20 protein-coding genes and 1 tRNA gene are annotated in these 21,545 nt (G+C 35.4%); 18 read left to right on the top strand and 3 right to left on the bottom strand.

From position 1 onward, the window contains the following. The first annotated feature begins 363 nt into the window (after positions 1 to 363). The 5 genes from FA707_RS08810 to FA707_RS08790 all read left to right on the top strand — a co-directional run bounded on the left by FA707_RS08810 (position 364) and on the right by FA707_RS08790 (position 2,213). Positions 364 to 582 carry a hypothetical protein gene (locus FA707_RS08810; protein WP_136953881.1) on the top strand — a complete coding sequence of 73 codons (219 nt, stop codon included), beginning with the start codon at positions 364 to 366 and terminating at the stop codon, positions 580 to 582. A gap of 31 nt (positions 583 to 613) precedes the next feature. Further along, positions 614 to 808, top strand: coding sequence for a DUF3188 domain-containing protein (locus tag FA707_RS08805; protein ID WP_136953880.1), 195 nt, complete (start codon positions 614 to 616; stop codon positions 806 to 808). After that, a complete protein-coding gene (locus FA707_RS08800) occupies positions 795 to 1,208 on the top strand; it encodes a DUF3284 domain-containing protein (protein WP_136953879.1) in 414 nt (137 codons plus the stop codon). Before FA707_RS08805 ends, FA707_RS08800 begins: the two co-directional genes overlap by 14 nt. A 105-nt stretch (positions 1,209 to 1,313) precedes the next feature. Next, a tRNA-Arg gene (locus tag FA707_RS08795) sits at positions 1,314 to 1,385 on the top strand. 33 nt (positions 1,386 to 1,418) lie between these two features. Then, entirely contained in the window at positions 1,419 to 2,213 is a 795-nt protein-coding gene (locus FA707_RS08790; RefSeq protein ID WP_136953878.1) for a glycerophosphodiester phosphodiesterase, read from the top strand. 224 nt (positions 2,214 to 2,437) lie between these two features. Here the strand turns inward: FA707_RS08790 and FA707_RS08785 are convergent, their stop codons facing one another. Further along, complete coding sequence (locus FA707_RS08785; protein ID WP_136953877.1) at positions 2,438 to 3,670, bottom strand: aminopeptidase; 1,233 nt, start codon at positions 3,668 to 3,670, stop codon at positions 2,438 to 2,440. A 258-nt stretch (positions 3,671 to 3,928) separates the two neighbouring features. Between FA707_RS08785 and FA707_RS08780 the strand changes: the two genes are divergently transcribed. Further along, a complete protein-coding gene (locus FA707_RS08780) occupies positions 3,929 to 4,498 on the top strand; it encodes a TetR/AcrR family transcriptional regulator (RefSeq protein WP_136953876.1) in 570 nt (189 codons plus the stop codon). Positions 4,499 to 4,711: 213 nt separating this feature from the next. Here the strand turns inward: FA707_RS08780 and FA707_RS08775 are convergent, their stop codons facing one another. Further along, entirely contained in the window at positions 4,712 to 5,155 is a 444-nt protein-coding gene (locus FA707_RS08775) for a flavodoxin (RefSeq protein ID WP_136953875.1), read from the bottom strand. Positions 5,156 to 5,302: 147 nt separating this feature from the next. On the opposite strand from FA707_RS08775, the gene map reads away from it, so the two are divergent. After that, positions 5,303 to 6,058, top strand: a complete 756-nt coding sequence (gene map, locus FA707_RS08770; RefSeq protein ID WP_136953874.1) for a type I methionyl aminopeptidase — start codon at positions 5,303 to 5,305, stop codon at positions 6,056 to 6,058. 42 nt (positions 6,059 to 6,100) lie between these two features. Further along, positions 6,101 to 7,018 (top strand): YihY/virulence factor BrkB family protein, encoded by a 918-nt coding sequence (locus FA707_RS08765; RefSeq protein ID WP_136953873.1) that lies wholly within the window; start codon positions 6,101 to 6,103, stop codon positions 7,016 to 7,018. Positions 7,019 to 7,030: 12 nt separating this feature from the next. Here the strand turns inward: FA707_RS08765 and FA707_RS08760 are convergent, their stop codons facing one another. Then, on the bottom strand, positions 7,031 to 8,170 hold the full coding sequence (locus FA707_RS08760; protein WP_136953872.1) for a glycosyltransferase family 4 protein: 1,140 nt from the start codon (positions 8,168 to 8,170) through the stop codon (positions 7,031 to 7,033). Positions 8,171 to 8,368: 198 nt separating this feature from the next. Here FA707_RS08760 and FA707_RS08755 point away from each other — a divergent pair, with 198 nt between their 5' ends. The 10 genes from FA707_RS08755 (at position 8,369) to FA707_RS08710 (ending at position 21,464) form a co-directional block, all read left to right on the top strand. After that, positions 8,369 to 9,541 (top strand): LCP family protein, encoded by a 1,173-nt coding sequence (locus FA707_RS08755; protein WP_168177389.1) that lies wholly within the window; start codon positions 8,369 to 8,371, stop codon positions 9,539 to 9,541. 167 nt (positions 9,542 to 9,708) lie between these two features. Then, positions 9,709 to 10,767 carry a teichoic acids export ABC transporter ATP-binding subunit TagH gene (gene tagH, locus FA707_RS08750; protein WP_136953870.1) on the top strand — a complete coding sequence of 353 codons (1,059 nt, stop codon included), beginning with the start codon at positions 9,709 to 9,711 and terminating at the stop codon, positions 10,765 to 10,767. Between the two features lie 15 nt (positions 10,768 to 10,782). Further along, a complete protein-coding gene (locus FA707_RS08745; protein WP_136953869.1) occupies positions 10,783 to 11,943 on the top strand; it encodes a CDP-glycerol glycerophosphotransferase family protein in 1,161 nt (386 codons plus the stop codon). Between the two features lie 10 nt (positions 11,944 to 11,953). After that, on the top strand, positions 11,954 to 12,688 hold the full coding sequence (locus tag FA707_RS08740) for a WecB/TagA/CpsF family glycosyltransferase (protein ID WP_136953868.1): 735 nt from the start codon (positions 11,954 to 11,956) through the stop codon (positions 12,686 to 12,688). A gap of 16 nt (positions 12,689 to 12,704) precedes the next feature. Continuing rightward, positions 12,705 to 13,523 (top strand): ABC transporter permease, encoded by an 819-nt coding sequence (locus FA707_RS08735; protein ID WP_136953867.1) that lies wholly within the window; start codon positions 12,705 to 12,707, stop codon positions 13,521 to 13,523. Positions 13,524 to 13,677: 154 nt separating this feature from the next. Continuing rightward, positions 13,678 to 16,101: a CDP-glycerol glycerophosphotransferase family protein gene (locus tag FA707_RS08730; protein WP_136953866.1), complete on the top strand. Its 2,424-nt coding sequence runs from the start codon at positions 13,678 to 13,680 to the stop codon at positions 16,099 to 16,101. Continuing rightward, a complete protein-coding gene (locus FA707_RS08725) occupies positions 16,094 to 17,212 on the top strand; it encodes a glycosyltransferase family protein (protein ID WP_136953865.1) in 1,119 nt (372 codons plus the stop codon). The genes FA707_RS08730 and FA707_RS08725 overlap by 8 nt, the downstream gene beginning before the upstream one ends. 15 nt (positions 17,213 to 17,227) lie before the next feature. Beyond that, positions 17,228 to 17,623: a glycerol-3-phosphate cytidylyltransferase gene (gene tagD / locus FA707_RS08720; protein WP_136953864.1), complete on the top strand. Its 396-nt coding sequence runs from the start codon at positions 17,228 to 17,230 to the stop codon at positions 17,621 to 17,623. Between the two features lie 14 nt (positions 17,624 to 17,637). Further along, positions 17,638 to 18,039 carry a glycerol-3-phosphate cytidylyltransferase gene (tagD, locus tag FA707_RS08715; RefSeq protein WP_136953863.1) on the top strand — a complete coding sequence of 134 codons (402 nt, stop codon included), beginning with the start codon at positions 17,638 to 17,640 and terminating at the stop codon, positions 18,037 to 18,039. 50 nt (positions 18,040 to 18,089) lie between these two features. After that, on the top strand, positions 18,090 to 21,464 hold the full coding sequence (locus tag FA707_RS08710; protein WP_136953862.1) for a CDP-glycerol glycerophosphotransferase family protein: 3,375 nt from the start codon (positions 18,090 to 18,092) through the stop codon (positions 21,462 to 21,464). The last annotated feature ends 81 nt before the right edge of the window (positions 21,465 to 21,545 follow it).

The following is a 21,545-nucleotide window of genomic DNA, read 5'->3' as shown; positions in this document are numbered from 1 at the left end:
AAAAAATAATGAAAACCATTCAAAAATAGTTTCTCATATTTTTTGAATGGGAGGCATTATTTTCGAGGGGATGCTCACGAAAGCCGGATTAGAAAAAGTGCTTGAGGACACGTTTAGCTTCCGAGTAATATGCGAAGAAGGACGAAAATTGTGTAATAATTTTTGAGAGTTCTGACATATTACCGAGGAAGTTGCGTCCGAAAGCCGGATTAAGAAAAGTGCTTGAGGACACGTTCAGCTTCCGACTAATAAGCGCTTTGTTTTAAAAGGTCATTGAAAAATAAAAGAATTGGTTAATAAAAAATCAAGGGGAAGCGGTGCTTTTTACCGCTACCCCTGTTATTATTATAGGAGGGAACAACGATGATCGCAGTGAACGTTGCAATGCAACAAGATAAAGTTATTGAATTATTAGAAAGTCTAAATGAAGGAGTTACCTTCACTTATAAAGAGAAAAAAGGCATTAAATTGTTTTTTGAAGTAGACGGAGCTGACGCAGAAACAGCTGCTAAACTAGCAAAAGAAAGCATCAAAGCACAACCTTGGGGCGGCGTATTATTTTTCCAATGTACACCAGCTTAATTAACAGTTAGATTTGAAGGAGAGAAGCATCATGATGAAAAATGGTTTGTTTTTAATTAGTATCGGGTTAATAATGTTTATGTTCTGTGTCAATCGCACAACGTTGGAGTATGATTTTTTACTGATGACAACGGCCGTGACGTCTATCATTGTGGGAAGTGTAATCTCTTTTAAAGCTAATAAAAAAGCAAAGCAAGCTGAGGTGAACCAAGATGAAAATCGTTAAAACACTAAATGTGCCAGCTGAATTTTTTTATCAACAAATCATCAATTCAGTTATTTTTGATATTCGTAAAAGTACCGGTGAAACCGTAAAAGAGCATCAATTAACTAACTACTCTTATGTTAAAGAATTTTCAAAAAGCAGTCGTGCAAAAATTACGATTGAAGAGGCACAAAAAAATCAGCGTTATCGTTTTAATACGTCAACTGTCCGTAATGAATTTAACGTGACCTACGACATTAAAGCAGTGTCAGATAGTCAATGTGAAGTGACTTATACGGAAGAGATGACGTCACATGGCGTTTTACAGAAAGCTAATGACACACTATTCGGCCTATTCCTAGTGCCATTTAAGAAAAAACAATTAGTGAAAATGCTAGAGTCGATGGAAGCCTCTTATTAACTAATAAAAAAATCTATCTTAACACGTGTTACCGGGTGTTAGGATAGATTTTTTGCTTATCTGCCTAGACAGAATTACTCAAAAGTGGGAAAATAAAAGAGTTCAGTCCTCTTAGTTAAATGGATATAACAAAACCCTCCTAAGGTTTAGTTGTAGGTTCGATTCCTACAGGGGACGTCAAATATTAAATATAGGAAGAGAGTTAGTGGGTTGAATAAAAAGTTTATTATTTTATGTGTAACGATATTATTGTTGGTATCAGTTGCATTTAATGCTAAAACTGTTCAGAAAACATTAAGAGAAGAAAAACTAACAGGTCATGTTTTTTCTCATAGAGGTGCATCTGGGGAAGAAATAGAACATACTTTTGCAGCTTATGATTTGGCTATTGCGTATGGCTCTAAATATATAGAACAAGATTTAGTAACATCTAAGGAAGGAACTTTATTTGTTTCACATGATTTATCAGCGAAGAAAATCACAGGGGTTGATAAGCAATATAGTGACTTGACAGATAAAGAAATTAAACAATTAGCTACAGAAGATGGGACTTCTATCCTAACATTACAAGAGGTTTTTGATAAATATCAAGATGATATTAATTATGTAATCGAACTAAAAGAAGGTGGAAAACAAGTTGAAGCCTTTGTAGATATTATTAATCAAAATAAATTAGTAAAGAATGTGATTGTACAGTCATTTGATATTAATGCGATAAATAAAATGGCTGAAAAAATACCTGAGATGCCACGTCTATTATTGGTAACTAATCAAGAAAAATTAGACGAAGCAATCACACTTGAACAGGTAGATATAGTATCTACAAATAAAGAATTGATGACGCCAAGCAATGTTGAGAAAGTTCATCAAGCGAAAAAAATATATAATGCTTGGACATTAGATTCAACAGCAGAAATAAAAAAAGCTATTGAACTAGGAGCAGACAATTACTTTACAAATTATACAGGTAAAGCATTATTGTTAGAAAAAAAATATCGTAAATAATTATTGGGTTTATACTTGAAAAGAGGCCAGACTAATTTAGTTTGGCCTCTTTCGGTCTGTTGTTTTTCTCCCTAAAATAATTTTACATTTGAGAAGCTACCACTCATTATTGGTCAGGTTAAATTTTTTTTTGCATCGTACTATCCTCCTTTAATGAGGCGCTTATAAAATAAAACAAGCAAACGATTTTCGTCGTTTGCTTGTTTCGATTCCATAATAATTAATTATGCCCATTCACCGTTACGGAAAATTGGTTGGCGTGTGCCGTCAGCACGGATACCGTCGATGTTCATTTCAGCAGAGCCAATCATGAAGTCAACGTGTGTGTTACTACGGTTTAAACCAGCGGCTGCTAACTCTTCTTGCGTCATTTCAGTTCCACCTTCAACGTTGAATGCGTAAGCTGAACCTAAGGCTAAGTGGTTAGAAGCATTTTCATCAAATAATGTGTTGTAGAAAACAATACCTGATTGAGAAATTGGTGATTGGTTAGGAACTAATGCTACTTCACCAATACTACGAGCACCTTCATCAGTATCTAAAAGTTTTAATAATACGTCTTCGCCTTTTTCAGCAGAAGCTTCAACGACACGGCCGTTTTCGAATTTGAAGACCATGCCTTCGATAGTTGTCCCCGCGTAGCTTAATGGTTTAGTACTTGAAACGACACCATCAATACGACGGTTATCAGCAGCAGTGAAGACTTCTTCAGTTGGCATGTTTGCCATGAAGTGCTCACCACGAACGTTGTCGCTACCAGCACCTTCCCAACGATGATTTTTTGGTAAACCAATGATTAAATCAGTTCCAGGAGCTGTGTAATGTAACGCATCAAACTGTTCAGCGTTTAATTCATCAGCTTTTGCCCATAATGTTTTGTCATGTGCATCCCAAGCAGCAATTGGGTCTTCAGAGTAGATACGAGTTGTTTTGAAGATTTGATCCCACAATGCATCCACTTGTTCTTCATTAGTTGCTAAGTCAGGGAAGACTTTAGCCGCCCAGTCTTTACCAGCTGCCGCAACAACTGTCCAACTTAATTTGTTAGCTTGAGTGGCTTCACGTAATGGGAACATTGCTTTACCAGCAGCTAATTGGTATTTAGCAATGCGATCTGAGTCGATGCCTGCGAATGCATCAGGGTTTTTAGACACCACACTAATGCGGCTAGCGCCTTCATCGACCCAAGATTGCATTTCATCGATTTTGTGTTGTGGAATAGTTGTTAAGTTTTCTTCTGTTGTGTTAGCGAAAAATTCGCGAGACACGATATCGTCAGACCATTGAACTGACACGTTACTTGCACCTAATTTGTAGGCTTCTTTAACGATTAAACGAGCTAATTCAGCTTGTTCAACATCAATGTTAACGACCACAGTTTGACCTTTTTGAACATTAACGCCAGTTTTAACGATTAATTCAGCATATTTTTGTAAATAAGTATTAAAATTTTCCATGGATAGTTCCCCCTAATCTCATTATCTTTTAATTTTATCATTTTTTATTAAATTTAACAATTTTTTGTATGAAAAAGGTGGACAAAAGTGATAAGAAAATATATGCTACAAAATAATGTGTGAAATAGTTTTAAAGAAAAAATGAAATAATTATTATTTGTTTTTTTACCTATCCTTTTATGTTATAATTATAACGAGTTAAAAAGGGAATTAAATAGTTGGATTATAAATATACTAAAAGCAGTGAGGTGACCATTTATGGCCAGAAGAAAGACGATTACTAAAGATCAAGTATTAAACGCAGCATACTCATTAGTGTCAACAGAGGGGTTTGATAAGTTTACAGCACGAAATATTGCACAAAGAATGAAGTGCTCAACCCAACCTATTTATTTAGAATTTGAGAATATGGAAGATTTGAGAACACAGGTTTTAGAAATGATAAAAAAACATTTAGTTAACGATGTTTTTTCAAGAGAAATTACAGGGAATTGCTTGTATGATATCATATTAAATTACATTGAATTCGCACGTAATGAACGTGTAATGTACCGTGCAATCTATGTTGAAGAGAACCTTGATCCTGAGGCATTAAATGAATTTAATTTGGATGTTTTTATGAAACACATGAATCAAGATGAAGAGTTCGCTAAACTATCTGATGAAAAGAAAAACAATTTATTTATCAGTACATGGATTTTAGCAACTGGCATTGCGACGCTAAATTCATCAGGATTATATCGTCCATCAAGAGAACAAATCATGTCTTTAATTGATGAAGTGAAAAATATGTCATTTGAATATGAAAAAAAATTAGATACTAAATAAATTTATGAAAAAAATGTAAAAAAGGTGTGACTTCTTAGTCACACCTTTTTTGCTGCTATTTATCGGAGCTAAACGATGCCTCAAGCACTTTGCATAATCCGGCTTTCGTGAGTAGCTCTTGCCAAAATAAGTCAAATTGCTACGAAAATTTGAAAAGACAATTTTCTACGCGATTTGACTTATTTTTCAGAGCTCAACACTCCTTCAAGCACTTTACTTCACTTTGCTGGCTAGTTCTTTGGCGAATTTTTCTAGGTTTTCGATGTCTTCTTCTTCAGCTGCTAAGTCGACTTTCACCGATTCAGCCCCTTTTGTTGCACCGGCTTGGGCGAAAGCTTTGTCAAAATCATCAACGGCTGAACAGAACATTTCATAGAAGGTGTCGCCTGAACCCACAACGCCATATATTTTGCCTGATAAGTCTAATTCTTTTAATTCTTCGTATAAATCAACGATATCGTCTGGTAATGAACCTTCATCATAAGTATAGGTACCAATTACACAAATATCCGCTTCTAAAAAGTCATCGGCATCGACTTGTGTACATTCGTTAATTTCTACTTCTAAGCCTTCGTTTTCTAACGCTTCGGCTACAATATCTGCAATCTCTTCAGTATTACCAGTTAAGCTGGCATATACGATTTTAGCTAGTGCCATGTTATTCATCCTCTCAATCTGTTTATCATCATGATTTATTATAACAGAAAATCGACGTTTGAAAATCATTATGTGATGGATTGAATTTGGTAAAAAAAATACAATATGCTAGAATAGGTGTGCTAAGTAAATGAAGGAGCGAATAAAATGATTACATTAAAATCTACAAGAGAAATTGAAAATATGAAAAAATCTGGTGAGTTATTAGCGAAAGTCCATGAAAACTTACGTACGTTTATCAAGCCAGGTATTACAAGCTGGGATATTGAAGAGTTTGTTCACAAATTTATCGTTGATAATGGTGGGATTCCTGCTCAAATTGGTTATGAAGGCTATGAATATGCAACTTGCTGCAGTATTAACGATGAAATTTGTCATGGTTTCCCTCGTCGTAAAGTCTTAAAAGACGGGGATTTAATTAAAGTAGACATGTGTATTGATTTAAATGGTGCGATGTCTGACTCATGTTGGTCATATGTAGTGGGTGAATCAACCCCTGAAATCGACCGTTTAATGGAAGTGACAAAAAAATCCTTATACTTAGGTATCGAGCAAGCGCAAGTGGGTAACCGTATTGGTGATATCGGACATGCGATTCAAACTTATGCAGAAGCTCAAGGGTATGGCGTAGTCCGTGATTTTGTGGGACATGGAATCGGACCAACTATTCACGAAGCGCCAGCGATTCCTCACTACGGTGAAGCAGGTAAAGGGTTACGTTTGAAAGAAGGCATGGTGATTACCATCGAGCCAATGATTAATACAGGAACTTGGAAAATGAAAATGGATGACAATGGTTGGACAGCTTATACACAAGACGGTGGATTAAGTTGCCAATATGAACATACGTTAGCAATTACTAAAGAAGGCCCTATTTTATTAACAGAACAATCACCAGAATAATCTGAAAGTTTTCGTTATCATCATATAAGGAGGAGGGAGAAGATGGTAGATAAACATGTGAAGCCTAAATCGTTTCAACATTTTTGTCAGTTGCTTTGGCAAAGTTTTGGTCGCGGTGAGATTGGTACATCCTCATCAGCGATTGCTTATTACCTTCTTTTCTCGATTTTTCCTTTGATTATTTTGGTGGGAAACTTACTTCCTTACACGTCACTTAACAGCGTGGAAGTATTAAATTATATTAAAGTGTTAATCCCACTTGATATTTATAATTTAATAGAAGGAACCATTACGTCATTATTGCGAACAACAGATGGTGGACTATTATCAATTTCGGCTTTAACTACTATTTGGGCGGCTAGTCGAAGTATTAATGCCCTACAAGTGTCACTTAATAAAGTCTACGGTGTAGGAAAAAATCAAAATTTTATTGTGCGTCGTGTGCTCTCGGTATTGATAATATTTTCCTTTATGTTACTGATTATTTTACTGACAACAGTCTTTACATTCGGTCAAGGGGTTATTGAACATATCACCCCGGATTTTCCGATTGTCGGTGAAATTTATAAAAATTTGTCTTCTTGGAAATTACCAACGACGATGACAGGGATTTTTGTGACGATGTGCTTAATATATTTTGTTTTGCCTAACGTGAAGTCGAAAATTCGTTATATTTTTCCCGGGGCGATTGTGGCAACGGCTGGCTGGATGTCTCTAACGCAAATATTTGGTTACTACGTTAAATATTTTGCCAGTACTTACAATAGTTACGGAATTGTTGGAAGTTTGATTGTCGTCTTATTATGGTTGAACTTTGCTGCTATTGTGATTATTTTGGGTGGTGTGTTGAATGCGGCTACGCAAGAATTTATCGAAGGTAATATTAAAGAGAAACGCATGAGCTTATCAAAAGTTAAAAAGAAATTATTGAACAATAAAAAAACTGCCGGAACCTCTTAAGTTCCAGGCAGTTTATTTTTTTTCTTTTTTTCTATTATAACGTTCAGCTTTGACTTTATTACGATAAGCTTTGTTACCAATATAGCGCATCGCATTGAGAAGCGGTCGTTGCTCTTCTCCTACTAAGCCGATTTGTTCGACAAATAGTTCTAAGCCAAAGACTACGGCCACAATCATTACGACGTTCGCAATAGAACTTGAGGCTGAATATAATAACGCAATTAGTGAGAAAGTTAAGGCTAACACATAAATCATTAACACTGCTCCACGATGAGTGAAGCCCAATGATAAGAGACGGTGATGCAAATGCATACTATCGGGTTTTGAAATAGATTGTTTTTTTAATTTACGACGAATAATGGCATAAAAAGTATCTGTTATTGGCACGCCTAAAATAATCAACGGAGTAATTAAAGAAACAAGTGTCGCATTTTTCAATCCTTGTAAGGAAAGAATAGCAATCATATAGCCTAAGAACAGTGCGCCAGTATCACCTAAATAAATTTTTGCTGGGAAAAAATTAAACGGTAGGAAACCACCGATACTTGCGACTAAAATAAATATCATAATCGGAACTTGTACGATAATGGCACCTGAGGTTGAAGCGATATAACCGATAAAGCCAATAGTTGTTAAGGCAATGATTGAAACACCAGAAGCCAGACCATCTAAACCATCGATTAAATTAATCGCATTGACAAATCCTAAAATCCATAACACGGTCAACGGAAAGCTAAGCCAACCCAAATCGATGTTTTCAAAAGAAAAGACATTGACAATATCCATGCGAATGTTTAGCACGAAATAGGCATAAAAAGCGGCTAACAGCATGCCTATTGTTTTAGCTCGTGGCGATATTTCCTTAATATCGTCAATTAATCCCGTAGCGATAATAATAGCGGCTCCTAAAATTAATTTTAGCGAATAGCCAAGAGGGAAAATATCTCTAAATAAACAAGTAATCGCAATCGAAAAGGCTAAATATATGGCAAGCCCACCAGCTGAGGGCATGATTTTTTTATTAATACGTCGTTTGTTAGGAACATCTACTGCGCCAATTAAACATGAAAAGCGCTGGATGATGGGGGTCAATCCTAAAGCTAAGAAAAAGGTGATAATTAGCCTTACGATTAAACTTAGAATAAAACTCATAAAGTTACCTACTTTCATATAGTCACACGCTACTATTATACCTCAAAAAAACGCTTGTTCCAACTGTTAAAAATGTTCAAATATTAAGTTTGCTTAAACAATCTACAATTGTTTAATTATTTATGATATAATTAACCGATTATTTTTGAAGTAGAGATGGAATTAAGAATTAGAAAGATTAAAAAGGATGTAAATAAAATGACACAATCTCAAATAGCAAGTAGATCTGAATACCGTCGAAGTCAGAAGAAGTTAGGTGGCTATAAGGCGAGGCGTAAAAGAAAAGAAAATAATAAAAGAGGAAAAGGTAAGGCAGTGTTAAAAACACTACTTTTACTATTTTTATTAGTAATCTTAGGCGGACTAGCCTATGCAGCTAAACTAGTAGGTCAAACAACTCGTGTGATTGATAATTCATACTCACCAATTTCAACACGTTCTGATTTGAACTTACATATTGATCCTATCAATGACCCCATTTCAATTTTATTAATGGGGGTCGATAATGATGAAGATCGCGACTTACAAAGTACACGTACCGATTCAATGATTTTGTTAACAATGAGTCCTGAAAAAGAAGTCATTAACATGGTAAGTATTCCTCGTGATACTTATACTTACATCGAAGTGCCAAATTATTATTCAGGTTATGAAAAAATCAATTCGGCTTATGCACAAGGTGAATCTTATGCAAAATCTGAAGGGGAAAATGTTGAATCTGAATCAGCTGAAGCTGCGATTGATGCAGTAGAAAACTTATTCAATACTACGATTAATTATTATATTACAGTGGACTTTAACGCATTTGAAAGTGTTGTTGATGCATTTGGTGGGGTTGAAGTCGATGTGCCTTACGATATTGTTGAACAAAACGCTAAAGGAGAAGTAGTCGTTGATCTGAAAGAAGGTAAGCGACGCCTAAACGGTGAGCAAGCATTGGCCTTTGCTCGTACGCGTAAGAAAGATAACGACATCGAACGTGGTAATCGCCAACAAGAAGTTTTAATGTCATTGATTAATCAAGCCATGAATGTGGGTTCTATTTCTAAGTTAGAATCAGTATTAAAAGCGATGGATGGTCATTTTTGGACAAATATTGATCGCTCGACTATCATGAAAATTGGTGAATCAGGCTTATCAACTAACTATACAATTAATCAGAACAAACTGTCATGGATGAGTTTTAGCTACTATGGTGCAAGTTATGTTGGGTTACACCAAGATAGTATTGACTACGTTAGTCATAAAATTAACGTCTTATTAGGAAAAGAACCAGAGGATGAGCGTGATGCAGCCGATTATGAATTTGTTTCAAATGGCATCGTTTCGCCAAGTACTTTCCCACAAGATGGTATGGGGATACCTGATTAGACTAAAATATTGAGTATTAAATAACTAAAAAGACATAAGGAGCGTGACAATCTATGTCAAGCTCCTTTGTCATTTTATCGTAAAAGAAGATAATTGTTCTGTTTTTTGCTATAATAGGAAACGATATTCGTAAGAAACAGGAAGAATAATTAACCAAGGTGGTAAATATGAGTAAAGAAATTAAGATTAGGTTACAATTGGTCACAAAAGAATATGATCTTTATAAACAAAAGTCAGATAAAATTAAGGCACTATTTAGGCTTTCTCAAAAAAAAGTGCCACACTTTTGGGCGTTAAAAGGGATAACATTAGAAGTACCAGCTGGCGAAACAGTTGGATTAGTAGGGATTAACGGTTCGGGGAAATCAACTTTATCCAATATCATCGCGGGGATTATCCCCCATACTTCAGGTGTGATGGAAATTAATGGTGAAACTTCGATTATCGCAATCGGTGCAGGGCTTAAAGGGCAATTAACAGGCATGGAAAACATTCGTTTGAAATGCTTAATGACCGGAATGACTAACAAACAAATTGATGAGTTAATGCCTGAAATTATCGAATTTGCCGATTTAGGCGATTTTATCGACCAACCAGTAAAAAACTATTCAAGTGGGATGAAGTCTCGTTTAGGTTTTGCTGTCGCGGTTCATCAAAATCCCGATATATTAATTATCGATGAAGCATTGTCAGTTGGAGATGACACCTTCTATCAAAAATGTATCGACCGCATTCAACTATTTAAAGATCAAGGTAAAACAATTTTATTTGTCAGTCACTCACTAGGTCAGATTGAAAAGATTTGTGACAAAGTCGTGTGGATGCATTACGGTGAATTACGTGAGTACGGAGAAACAAAAGAAGTCGTAAAAAACTATAAAGAATTCACTAAATGGTTTAAAGGTCTATCTGCGAAAGAAAAGAAAGACTATCAAAACGATTATAAAAAACAACAAAAAGAATTTTCAAAAGAAAAACTACCAGCAATTGCTAAAGAGCAAGGCTTAGGTAAAGAAGCACTAGCTGAACCAGCTATTGGCAAAATGAGTAATTTAACCAAAGTAATGTTAGTTTTAGGGCTTTTCGCCTTGCTATTATTTGGAGGCACACATTTAAGTGGTCGCTCATTAACGTCGGTTATCAAAAATCCGGCTTCACTATTCCAGTCAAGTATGGCTCCCGTTCAAGAAGCCGAAACATTAGAAAAATTTATTGAACATAAATAGTTTGGGGTGAAGACAATGCGTCGATTAGTAACCCAATTACTTAAACGTACGTATATGACAACTGTGAAGCTAGCTAGTCAACTCGGGAATTCGGGTAGTAGCCAGCAACGAGTCGTTTACATTTTGACATTTCCTGATAATAACGATCAACTGATTCAGCAACTTAAGCAATCAGTTGAGGTGAAACAGTTAGTAATCTTATATGACAAAAAACTTGTACAGGAAGTGGTGCAGTATCAGTCACTTGGAATTGAATGTATCGCGATTAACTCAGGTCAATTTTTCGCAAAAGGACTTGCAATGCTTAAACAAGCAAAAGTCGTTGTCATTGATAATTATATCGCCTTTTTAGGAGCCATTACGTTTGATAAAACAACCAAAGTTTACCAAATTTGGCATGCATCAGGTGCGATTAAATGTTTTGGGTGGGAAGATCCTAAAACTAAGCAACGAACAACGGCTGATCAGAAAAGATTTCAAGCAGTCTATGATGCCACCGATTATTATGTCGTTGGGTCACAAGAAATGGCGGATGTTTTTGAATCAAGCTATCATCAACCAAGGACTAAGATGCTAGTGACGGGTGTGCCTAGAACTGATTACTTTTTTGATTTAAAAAATAAGGAACAAGCGCAGTTAAAGTTTAAGCAGCTTTTTCCTGAAGCACAACACAAGCAAGTGGTTCTCTACGCACCGACGTATCGTGAGAGCGAACTATCTGTCAAAAAATGGCAAGAACAGTTACCAGAACTATCAGATGATTATTTTGTCTTAGGAAAAGTTCATCCGCATATGATGAGCCAACTATCAAGCGAGACGCTAACTAACTTGCAGATGGATTTACGCGGGTTGTCGCTTAGAGAATTATTATATTCAATTGATGTCTTAATAACCGATTATTCCTCAATACCGTTTGAGTATGAGTTAGCTAATCCAAAAGGCATCACGATTTATTACACTTTTGATTTAGACGATTATCAGCAAACGGTTGGGGTCCAAAGTGATTTTTATCAGCGTTTTGGGATTAGACCAGTGCTGAGTAAAAAGACATTAAATCAAGCGTTCAACCAATTAACCGCGAACCAAAACGGTCGTTTAAAAAGTTGGAATCAAGCGAATGATGGGGCGGCAACGAAACGTCTGGTTCAGCATATTGAACAACAACTTAAGAAATAGGAGAAACGTTATGACAATCGAATATATTAATGGTTTAGAAGTAGATGCCATTACGCTTTCTGACATTGTCCAGAGTTTACCAGAATTGGATAAACAACCCGGTCCTTTTACTTTTATTAGTGTGAACCCACAAATTGGGTTACATGCGGATGAATATCCGGAAATTGTGGACTTTATTAATCAAGCAACTCACCGCATTCCAGATGGGATTGGCATCGTAAAAGTCTCGCAACAGCAAGAAAAGAAAATCAATGAGCGTGTCGCAGGTATTGAACTGATGTATGAACTGCTTACATTTGCTCATACACATCATAAACGCATCTTTTTATATGGTGCGAAGCCTGAAGTCTTAGAAGCAGCGGTTACCAATATTGAAAAAACTTATCCAGGATTAACGGTTGCCGGTAGTATTGATGGCTATACCAAGCTGAGTGAAGATGAAATTGTAGCGGAGATGAATGCTTCCCAACCTGATATGGTTTTTGTGGCGTTAGGTTTCCCAAGACAAGAACGATGGTTAGCTAAACACTATCAAGCAGTCGAAGCCAAGTATTTCCAAGATGTGGGTGGTGCATTTGATGTGATTAGTGGTTCGGTCAAACGTTCACCTGAGATTTTTATTAAATTAAATTTAGAATGGTTATACCGCTCATTGAGTAACCCAAAACGTCTATATCGCATTGTTGAATTACCACTTTTTGTGATGAAAGCCAAAAAATGGTACCGAGCGAATAAGGGCAAATAACAAAGGAGCAACGAGAGTGAATGATATTATTTTAGTGTTAAAAGAACAATTCCAGAATTTAGGAATAATTAAAAGAATTTCAACTTATGAAGAAAAAGCAACGTATCAAAGTCATTATTTAGGTTTAATGTGGCAGTTTTTAAACCCAGCCATTCAAGTAGGAATTTATTACTTGGTGTTTGGTTTAGGGGTTAATGGCGGTCGTCAAGTCGACGGTGTGCCGTTTATTGTGTGGATGTTAATGGGGATTATTACCTGGTTCTTCTTAAATAGCTCTATCTTAGGAATGTCCAATAGCATCTTTAAACAAGTAGGCATGGTTTCAAAAATGAAATTCCCAGTGAGTGTCTTGCCATCTGTTAACATGGCAAGTAATTTTGTCAGCTATCGTTGGATGATGCTATTGTTAGTAGTGGCGATGTTTATCGCAAAAGTTCCGATAACGATTTATTGGTTACAGTATTTCTATTATTTCATCTGTATGATTGCCTTTCTATTCGCATTTGGTATTTTAAATGCGACGATTACGGTGTTGGTGAGAGATTATCACATCATGTTACAGTCGATTTTAAGATTACTATTTTACCTATCAGGACCAATTTGGAATCTACACACTATGGGACAATTTAAAGGACGCGATAGTTTAGTTAGACTATTAGAATTGAATCCACTGTATTATATTATTAACGGTTTCCGTGATTCGTTCTTATCACGTCAATGGTTTTGGGAAATTGGCACACAGACTGCCTTTTTCTGGACGATTGTTTTAATTTTATTAGCGTTAGGTTCTCATTTACATATGAAATTCCGCGCAAGATTTGTTGATTTTATTTAAAATAGTTAGTTTGGTTTCAAGTGATTTCTTTTCACCAAGTGGGTGAAGAGAAAGACTTGAGACCTTTTTTTATAAAAAGTTAAAAATATGCTATAATTAAAGGTAAAACTTGACCAAATTGGAAAAAGATAAGGATGAATTGAAGGAGTACTGTATGATAAAAAAAGTAGCGCGTGCCTTTAAACAAAATATATTAGATAGGGAAGCGATTCATTATATCAATTATAGCGAAAAGTTACCGATAGAAGAAAATCTCGTTTTTGTTGAGAGTACGCAAGGGAGCGAATTTACAGGACATATTTTTGCTATTGTTCAAGAACTATCGAACAATCATCAAAATTTACGGGTAGTTTTGTCATTAAGAGAGCCTAGTAAATTCGAAAAACTGAATGAAAAATACCAATTACCTAATGTGACAGTTGTCAAATTTAGATCGAAACAATATATGCGTTACTTGGCGACAGCTAAATATATTGTTAATGATACAACTTTCTGGGATTTCTTTAACAAACGCCCTGGACAACAATACTATATTATTTGGCATGGCACACCTTTGAAGAAAATGGGAAATGAAACCGATAGTCCACTAGATGTTTCTAATGTCCAACGTAATTTTTATCAAGCGGACCGTCTTTATTTTTCAAATGATTATACGAAAGAAATCATGATACGTGCTTATGGCCTAACTAATATTTACGGAGGTCAGTTAGTAGTAGGGCCTTCACCACGTAACAGTTTGTTGTTTGCTGCGGGTAAGCAAAGTAATGACAAAGAATTAATTTTTTATATGCCAACATGGCGTGGAACTCTAGGGAATCAAACCGATGAACTTGACAAAATGGTGAGTGATTTAGAGTACTTAAGTGCGCATTTAAGAGCTAATCAAGAATTAGTGGTTAAATTCCATCCATTCCAGATGCAATTCATTAAGGAAGAGGATTTTCCTAATATTACTTTCTATGATAAAACTTGGGAACTTTATGATTTTCTTAGCCAAGTCGATATCTTAATTACCGACTATTCATCTATTATGTTTGACTTTGCCAATACGCAAAAAAGAATACTGTTATACACCTATGATAAAGAAGAGTATTTTTCAACTCGAGGTGTTTATCGTCAAGTGGATGAATTTCCATTTGAAGAAGCGAGCACTATTGAAGAATTAACTAACTTAGTCATCAATCAACCACTATCAGCTAATGATTATAGTGAGTTTTTGGCAGAATTCTGCCCAGTCGATCAAGCCAATGGGACTAAACAAATTGTTCAACATATGTTTGAAGATAAAAGTAGTGATTCGATTACCGTCTCAAGTTGCCACAACGGCAAAGAAACAGTTTTCTTGATGGTAGGTGGTTTATGGGACAATGGGATTACGACGGCGCTACTTAATATGTTTGATAATATTGATGCGGACAAACGTAACTACGTATTGTATTTCTACAAAAATTTAATGAAGGCAGAACATTTGCCTAAATTAAGTCTGTTTCCTGAGTCAGTTCAGTATTATCCAATTTCAGGAATACCTCAAGGCAATACAAGAGAAAAGATGTTGCGTCTACTATATCTGAAAAAAGAAGACGTTGATAAGCCTAAGAAACAGCAAGTAATGAAAAAAATCTATCATCGTGAATATCGCCGTTTATTTGGTGATTTACCGATTGATTGGATGATTTCATACACTGGTTTTGAACGTGAAATAGCGCAATTACTTATATCAGACTTACCTTGTAAAACAGGAAGTTTCATGCATACGGATATGTATGAAGAGTATAAATTGAAGCAAAGTTTCAGTATGAAAATTATGACCGATGTTTATCAGACAGTCGATGCGATTATTCCTGTGAACCGTCAAATTGGGGAAGAAGTAGTGAAACGTCTACCTGAACGAGCTAACGCAATTAAAGTCGTAAATAATTTCTTGAATGTTAAGAAGATTCGAGAGCTTGCGCTAGCAAATCTGTCGGAGACTTTAGTTGAGGTTTCGGTTGATTATCCGTTAGTTCAAATGGAAGAAGAACAACAGTTATCAGAAGAAAGAATTAAAGCTAAATTATTAGACGACTTAGCCAATCCAGAACTGACGCATTTCATTCATATTGGCCGTTATGCTAAAGAAAAAAGTCAGGACCGCTTAATTAGAGCGTTTGAAGAAAATTATCAACAAAATCCAATGACTCGCTTAATTTTAGTAGCCCCACACGGTCCGCTAAAAGAAGCTATTATGACACAAGTTGAAGCATCACCTGCAAAAGATGCCATTACTATTTTGGGTAGAATGGATAACCCATACCCATTGTTAAAAGCAGCAGATTGTTTTGTCTTGACCTCATTATATGAAGGTTTAGGGTTAGTGTTGTACGAAGCGTTGGCTTTAGAAACGGATGTTATTACAGTTGATATTCCGGCGACAGTTGAGCGCTTAACTGAACAAAATGCGATAATTGTTCCAAATACGCAAGAGGGAATTAATGCAGGGGTTACGCAATATCTGAATGCACGTCCAGATTTTGAGCCGTTTAATTTCGATGGTAGCGATGAGCAATCTAAACGAGAGTGGGAGAATGTCTTTGAATAATAAGAAAATTGGTATTATCAGTTCCAATATCTATATGCCAGGTGGAACGACCCGCAGTAATATTAATTTAGCCAATGAATTCTTAACAGCTGGTCATTCGGTTACGTTTTTTAATGTCATTAATCGTAAGAAAATCGAAGATAGTAGCTTTAAGGCAGAACATGGCTGGATTGATAAAGCAATCGAAGTAGAAGCAGTTGAAAAATTATTAGACACGCAAGATTATGATATATTTGTGATTACTAGAGAGAGCTATTTTAAAGTCGCTCAAGTAATTAAACAGCAAAATCCACAAGCCTTTATTGTCGGGGAAATTCATGCGCCTCTTGCGTATTTACCAAGTGATCGTGACGCGTTGTGTCCCGACTATATTGATAGTTACCGATTAGCAACCCAAACTATTGCCGATAAATTTAAAGAAACCTATCAACTAAACAATGTCTTTGTTTTTAATGTTAGCTTGCGACATGTTTTTGACTTATTTGAGGAATCTCCTTCACCAGTTACCAACCATTTATTGAGCTATTCAAGATTCGATGAGCGTCAAAAGAAACTTTCAAAAGCTATTAAGCTGGCTGAAATATTAGGACCAGATTATACATTATATTTGAACGGTTATGGACCAGATGAGAAAATGTACCGTAATATGATAGTGGACAGCAAATTAAGCAATGTTCTAGTAAATGAAAAAATGCCAGAAGACTATGTATACGTGTCAACCGCTGATTATGAAACATTAGGCTATTCAATAGCCGAAGCGATTGCTAAAGGTAAAAAAGTTATTTTAACTAAAGGCTTAGATGGTGAAATCTTTAATATTTATAAAGCGTTTGAGGGGATTTATTGGTTGTCTAATGAAGATGACGACTCTGAAAAGATAAAATTATTTTTGAATGACCCCTTATCTCAATTAAACTATGATGTAAATAAACGATTGTTATCTAATGAGTTTATTGTGTCAGAATATGCAGTAAAACTGATTAAAACAATTAATAATTTACCAAAAGCGCCTAAAAATATGGTATCTTTAAATAGGAAAAAACAACTTAAAATAATAATGAGTCTAGAAGATTCGTTGATTAAGAAATTAATCAATAAAATAATTAAATAATAAAGAGGGAAGAAAATGAAAAAAGTCATTACATACGGAACGTTTGATTTATTACACAAGGGCCACATCAACATCTTACGTCGCGCAAAAGAAATGGGAGATCATTTAACAGTTGTGATTTCTTCAGATGAGTTCAATGCTATTAAAGGTAAAACTTCTTTCATGCCGTTTGAAGATCGTAAGTATATTTTAGAAGCAGTTAAATATGTGGATGCTGTCTTACCTGAAAATGATTGGGAACAAAAAATTGCAGATGTAGTAGACAATGAAATCGATATTTTTGTCATGGGACACGACTGGGAAGGTAAATTTGATTTTTTAAAAGATTACTGCGAAGTAATTTATTTACCACGTACAGAAGGTATTTCAACCACTAAAATTAAAACTGACTTTAAAGAAAAAGCAGAATAATAGGGGGAACTAACATGACAAAACGCGTTATTACATATGGAACATATGATATTTTACATAAAGGTCATATCAACTTATTAAAAAGAGCCAAAGCTTTAGGGGATGAATTAGTCGTGATGTTATCGACTGATGAATTCAACCAAGATGTTAAAGGTAAAGATAATTACTACACGTATGAAGATCGTAAATTAGTATTAGAAGCATTGAAATATGTGGATGAGGTTCACCCAGAAGAAAACTGGGAACAAAAAGCGACAGATATCGAAAAATATGATATCGATGTATTTGTGATGGGTGATACATGGGAAGGTAAGTTTGACTTCTTGAAAAATCAATGTGAAGTGATTTATTTACCAAGAACAGAAAATGTTTCGACGACCGATATTAAAAGAAGATTAGGGTTGAAGGAAGATTAAACTAGGTAGTTTATAAGTTCAAATAAGTTAGATTGAGGTATAAGGAAATAATGATAAATTTATTTAGCCGTAGGAAAAAGAAAAAACAAAAAAGCATGTACCACTTAATGCGTGAACATTATGGGGCGCATTATGACACCGCTGTGATTGACGAAAATGCGGTGTTATATGAAACCCGTGACGGAGCATCTATCACCGATTCTCCATACGCTATTTTCTTGAAATTAGTGTCAGACGATAACTATCATCATTTAAAGCATATTTGGGTGTTGAAAAAAGATCACGAAGAAGCGTTATTAAATGTTCCGGAAGAATATCGTCAACGTATAACGGTAGTTCAACGTGATACGCTTGAGTATGTAGATGCGATGTTAACGTCAAAATATGTTATCACCAACTCGACGTTCCAAACTTTTTTCGTAAAACGACCGGACCAAATTTATATCAATACGTGGCATGGAACACCGCTTAAATTAATGGGCTTTGATATACCGGGGGCTATTTATAATGCGCAAAATGTCATGCGTAATTTCTTGATGACAGATTATCTGTTATCTCCTAATGCCCATACAACGGATATTTTTAAACGTGCGTACAAGTTAAATGATGTCTATGAAGGGACGATCATTGAGCACGGTTATCCACGAATCGACTTAACGTTAAACGCTCCTAAATCTGAACTACAAGCTAAGCTATCAACGTTTGGTATTGTACTAGATGAAACGAAAAAGACCTTACTATATACGCCAACTTGGCGTGGTAAGGCGGTGGGAAATGCCCAAAATACCATTGAACAAACGGTTCAAGAAGTAGAACAATTAACCGTGAAATTCTCAAATGAGTATAATATTTTAATCAAGGCTCATCCGTTTGCGTACAAACATTTGAAAGATGACGAACGTTTAGCGGGGCGTTTGATTTCAGATTACTTAGATGCGAATGAGTTACTAAGCATAGTTGACGTATTAGTCACAGACTATTCAAGTATTTTCTTTGATTTTCTAGTGACAGATAAGCCAATCATTTTCTATGTCTGGGATAAAGAAGTATATTCAGCGGAACGTGGCATGTACTTGGAACTTGAAACTCTACCAGGACCTACGGCTGAAAGTCTTACAGACCTTCTTGAATTACTGGTAGATGTTGAACAGTCAGTTGCGCCATACCAAGCTAACTACCGCTTGATGAAAGAAAAAATGGTCAATTATGATAATGGACAAGTGACTGAAGACTATCTTGATATCATGTTCAACGACAAAGAGCGCTTGGATGTTAAACAGTTATCATTAAAAACAGACAAGAAAAAACTCTTGATTTATCCAGGCGGGATGCGTAAAAACGGTATCACAACAAGTTTCTTAAATTTGATGGATAATATTAACTATGAGCAATATGATGTGACCGTCTTGGCAGATGAGCCAAAAGGGGCTGAAGTTCGTTTTAACTATGGTCGTTTAAACAAGCACGTACGTTGTCTTTATCGAACTGGGTCTTCGATCTGGAGTGTGGAAGAAGCCGAAGACAATCGTCGTTTAATTCATAGGGAATTTGATTCTGATGAAAAAGTCGTTTATCCAGAGCGTGCTTACCGTCGTGATGTTAATCGTTTGTTGGGGAACTTAACGTTTGATACAGCCATAGACTTCAGTGGTTACAGTCTTTTTTGGGCAAAAAATATTTTAGGTGCTCAAGCTGATCGTTATTTAATTTTCTTACATAGTGATATTTATGCAGATGCTCACCGTGAAGTGAACGGTAAGATGCCAATGTATCGTGGTTTACGTAATCTTTTCGATTATTATTATAAATTTGATAAAATGATTAATGTTAGCCCGATGTCGATGGAAGTTAACCGTGAGAAATTGAACGAGTATATCAGAAATGATCAAATGACCTATGCAGTGAATACTATTAATATTCAAGCAATTTTAGGTCAAACACCTGAAGAAACAGCAGATGTTTATGAGAGCGAAGATTCGGCAAAAATAATTGTGAAAAATAAGCAAAAGTCACTAAAAAATGGCGGCGAATTGGTTTTCTATAAAAATTTTGAATGCTTAAAACAACAACAAGGTGAAATAAGATATTTTGATCTTGATGCTAATGTTACTAGTATAGCAACCTTCACGCATCAAGATATAACGTATGATAAGGTAATTGTCGACGGTTTAGCTCTAGGTTGGTTAGCCAGCGAAGAGTTGATTAATGAAACACCGATATTTATTGAATCCATTGAAGATTACCGAGCTATCGGAACAGTTACTCGCAATTTAAATTATTCACTTTGGAAAAACGTTCGCCAAAACAAAGGACAAGATGAAAAAGTTGCTTATTTAAGAGATTTTAAAGGGACCTACTTGACACTTTCCAAAGTAGCTAAAACTTCAAATGGTCGTTATTATTTAGCAAGTTATTTAGGACAAGAAATAGGTTGGACTTCGATTAGGCCGTTAACTCGTATTCATGAACTTTCTAGATGGTCACCGTTATGGGCTTATTTCAATAAGAAAAGTAAGGAGCTAGACAAACGTTTAGGAATTGGTTTTAGTAAAAAAATCGAGGATTTACAGATATATGTTATGTTGAACACGTCTGATGCCAACTTAACCTTATGGAATTTACCAAATGGTGTAACAAACAGTAAGTTGATAACAGAATCAGTAGCTCAATACGAGGGTGAAGTATTAGAAGCATATGAGCGCATTACAACGAATAAAGGCAGTTTTGTAGGGTTAAAACTTGATGGAGAAAAAATAGGTTATGTTGAAGAAACTTACCTAACCATCATGCCTGAAGAGAAAGCTCTACAACTAATAGAAGCCAAGCAGCAAACATCTTTAAATGAAAAAGAAGAGCTGAATGAAACTATTGGTCTTCCAGAAGTTGATTTAGTTGGAAGTGAGGTTGACGGTATAGATTCAGATTATTATAATATCGTGACTATGGGACGTTTATCTCCAGAAAAAAACCAAGCATCGCTAATTAAAGGTTTTGCCCTATTTAATGAAAAATATCCAAAATCACGTTTATATTTGTTAGGTCAAGGACAATTAGCTTCAGAGCTAATTGATTTAGTAAAAGAATTAAATATGGAGTCAAAAGTCTTTTTACTAGGCCACTTGGATAAACCATTTGAGTTTGTAAAACTAAATGATGTCTTCACTCTGACATCGTTTTATGAAGGCCAGCCAATGGTGTTGCTTGAAGCGATGACGTTAGGCGTGCCACTGATAACAACGGATATTCCTGCCAACCGTAATATAGTTGGTGAGGAAGAGTATGGTTTATATATTAACGGATTTGAACCCGAAGATATTGAGAATGGATTAGAACGTATTTATTTAAATCAAAAAGTATTTAAAACATTTGACTATGAACAGTACAATCAAGAAGCAATTGCAAGTTTTTATGAATTATTATCTTAATTATCTAGCAATTTTTTACGTTCAAAGTTAGATAAATATAAAAACAAGTGTAGGGAATTTAGTTATAAAAAATAAAGAATT

The sequence above is a fragment of the Vagococcus zengguangii genome, from assembly GCF_005145005.1.
Classification (GTDB): domain Bacteria; phylum Bacillota; class Bacilli; order Lactobacillales; family Vagococcaceae; genus Vagococcus_A; species Vagococcus_A zengguangii.
This window is presented reverse-complemented; position numbering and strand designations above follow the sequence as displayed.

Coding starts and splice junctions, on each gene's coding strand:
- FA707_RS08745 (WP_136953869.1), top strand. CDS start 10,783: ATGCGTCGATTAGTAACCCAATTACTTAAACGTACGTATATGACAACT.
- map (WP_136953874.1), top strand. CDS start 5,303: ATGATTACATTAAAATCTACAAGAGAAATTGAAAATATGAAAAAATCT.
- FA707_RS08755 (WP_168177389.1), top strand. CDS start 8,369: ATGACACAATCTCAAATAGCAAGTAGATCTGAATACCGTCGAAGTCAG.
- FA707_RS08780 (WP_136953876.1), top strand. CDS start 3,929: ATGGCCAGAAGAAAGACGATTACTAAAGATCAAGTATTAAACGCAGCA.
- tagD (WP_136953863.1), top strand. CDS start 17,638: ATGACAAAACGCGTTATTACATATGGAACATATGATATTTTACATAAA.
- FA707_RS08775 (WP_136953875.1), bottom strand. CDS start 5,155: ATGGCACTAGCTAAAATCGTATATGCCAGCTTAACTGGTAATACTGAA.
- FA707_RS08810 (WP_136953881.1), top strand. CDS start 364: ATGATCGCAGTGAACGTTGCAATGCAACAAGATAAAGTTATTGAATTA.
- FA707_RS08765 (WP_136953873.1), top strand. CDS start 6,101: ATGGTAGATAAACATGTGAAGCCTAAATCGTTTCAACATTTTTGTCAG.
- tagD (WP_136953864.1), top strand. CDS start 17,228: ATGAAAAAAGTCATTACATACGGAACGTTTGATTTATTACACAAGGGC.
- tagH (WP_136953870.1), top strand. CDS start 9,709: ATGAGTAAAGAAATTAAGATTAGGTTACAATTGGTCACAAAAGAATAT.
- FA707_RS08730 (WP_136953866.1), top strand. CDS start 13,678: ATGATAAAAAAAGTAGCGCGTGCCTTTAAACAAAATATATTAGATAGG.
- FA707_RS08785 (WP_136953877.1), bottom strand. CDS start 3,670: ATGGAAAATTTTAATACTTATTTACAAAAATATGCTGAATTAATCGTT.
- FA707_RS08800 (WP_136953879.1), top strand. CDS start 795: ATGAAAATCGTTAAAACACTAAATGTGCCAGCTGAATTTTTTTATCAA.
- FA707_RS08740 (WP_136953868.1), top strand. CDS start 11,954: ATGACAATCGAATATATTAATGGTTTAGAAGTAGATGCCATTACGCTT.
- FA707_RS08760 (WP_136953872.1), bottom strand. CDS start 8,170: ATGAGTTTTATTCTAAGTTTAATCGTAAGGCTAATTATCACCTTTTTC.
- FA707_RS08710 (WP_136953862.1), top strand. CDS start 18,090: ATGATAAATTTATTTAGCCGTAGGAAAAAGAAAAAACAAAAAAGCATG.
- FA707_RS08805 (WP_136953880.1), top strand. CDS start 614: ATGATGAAAAATGGTTTGTTTTTAATTAGTATCGGGTTAATAATGTTT.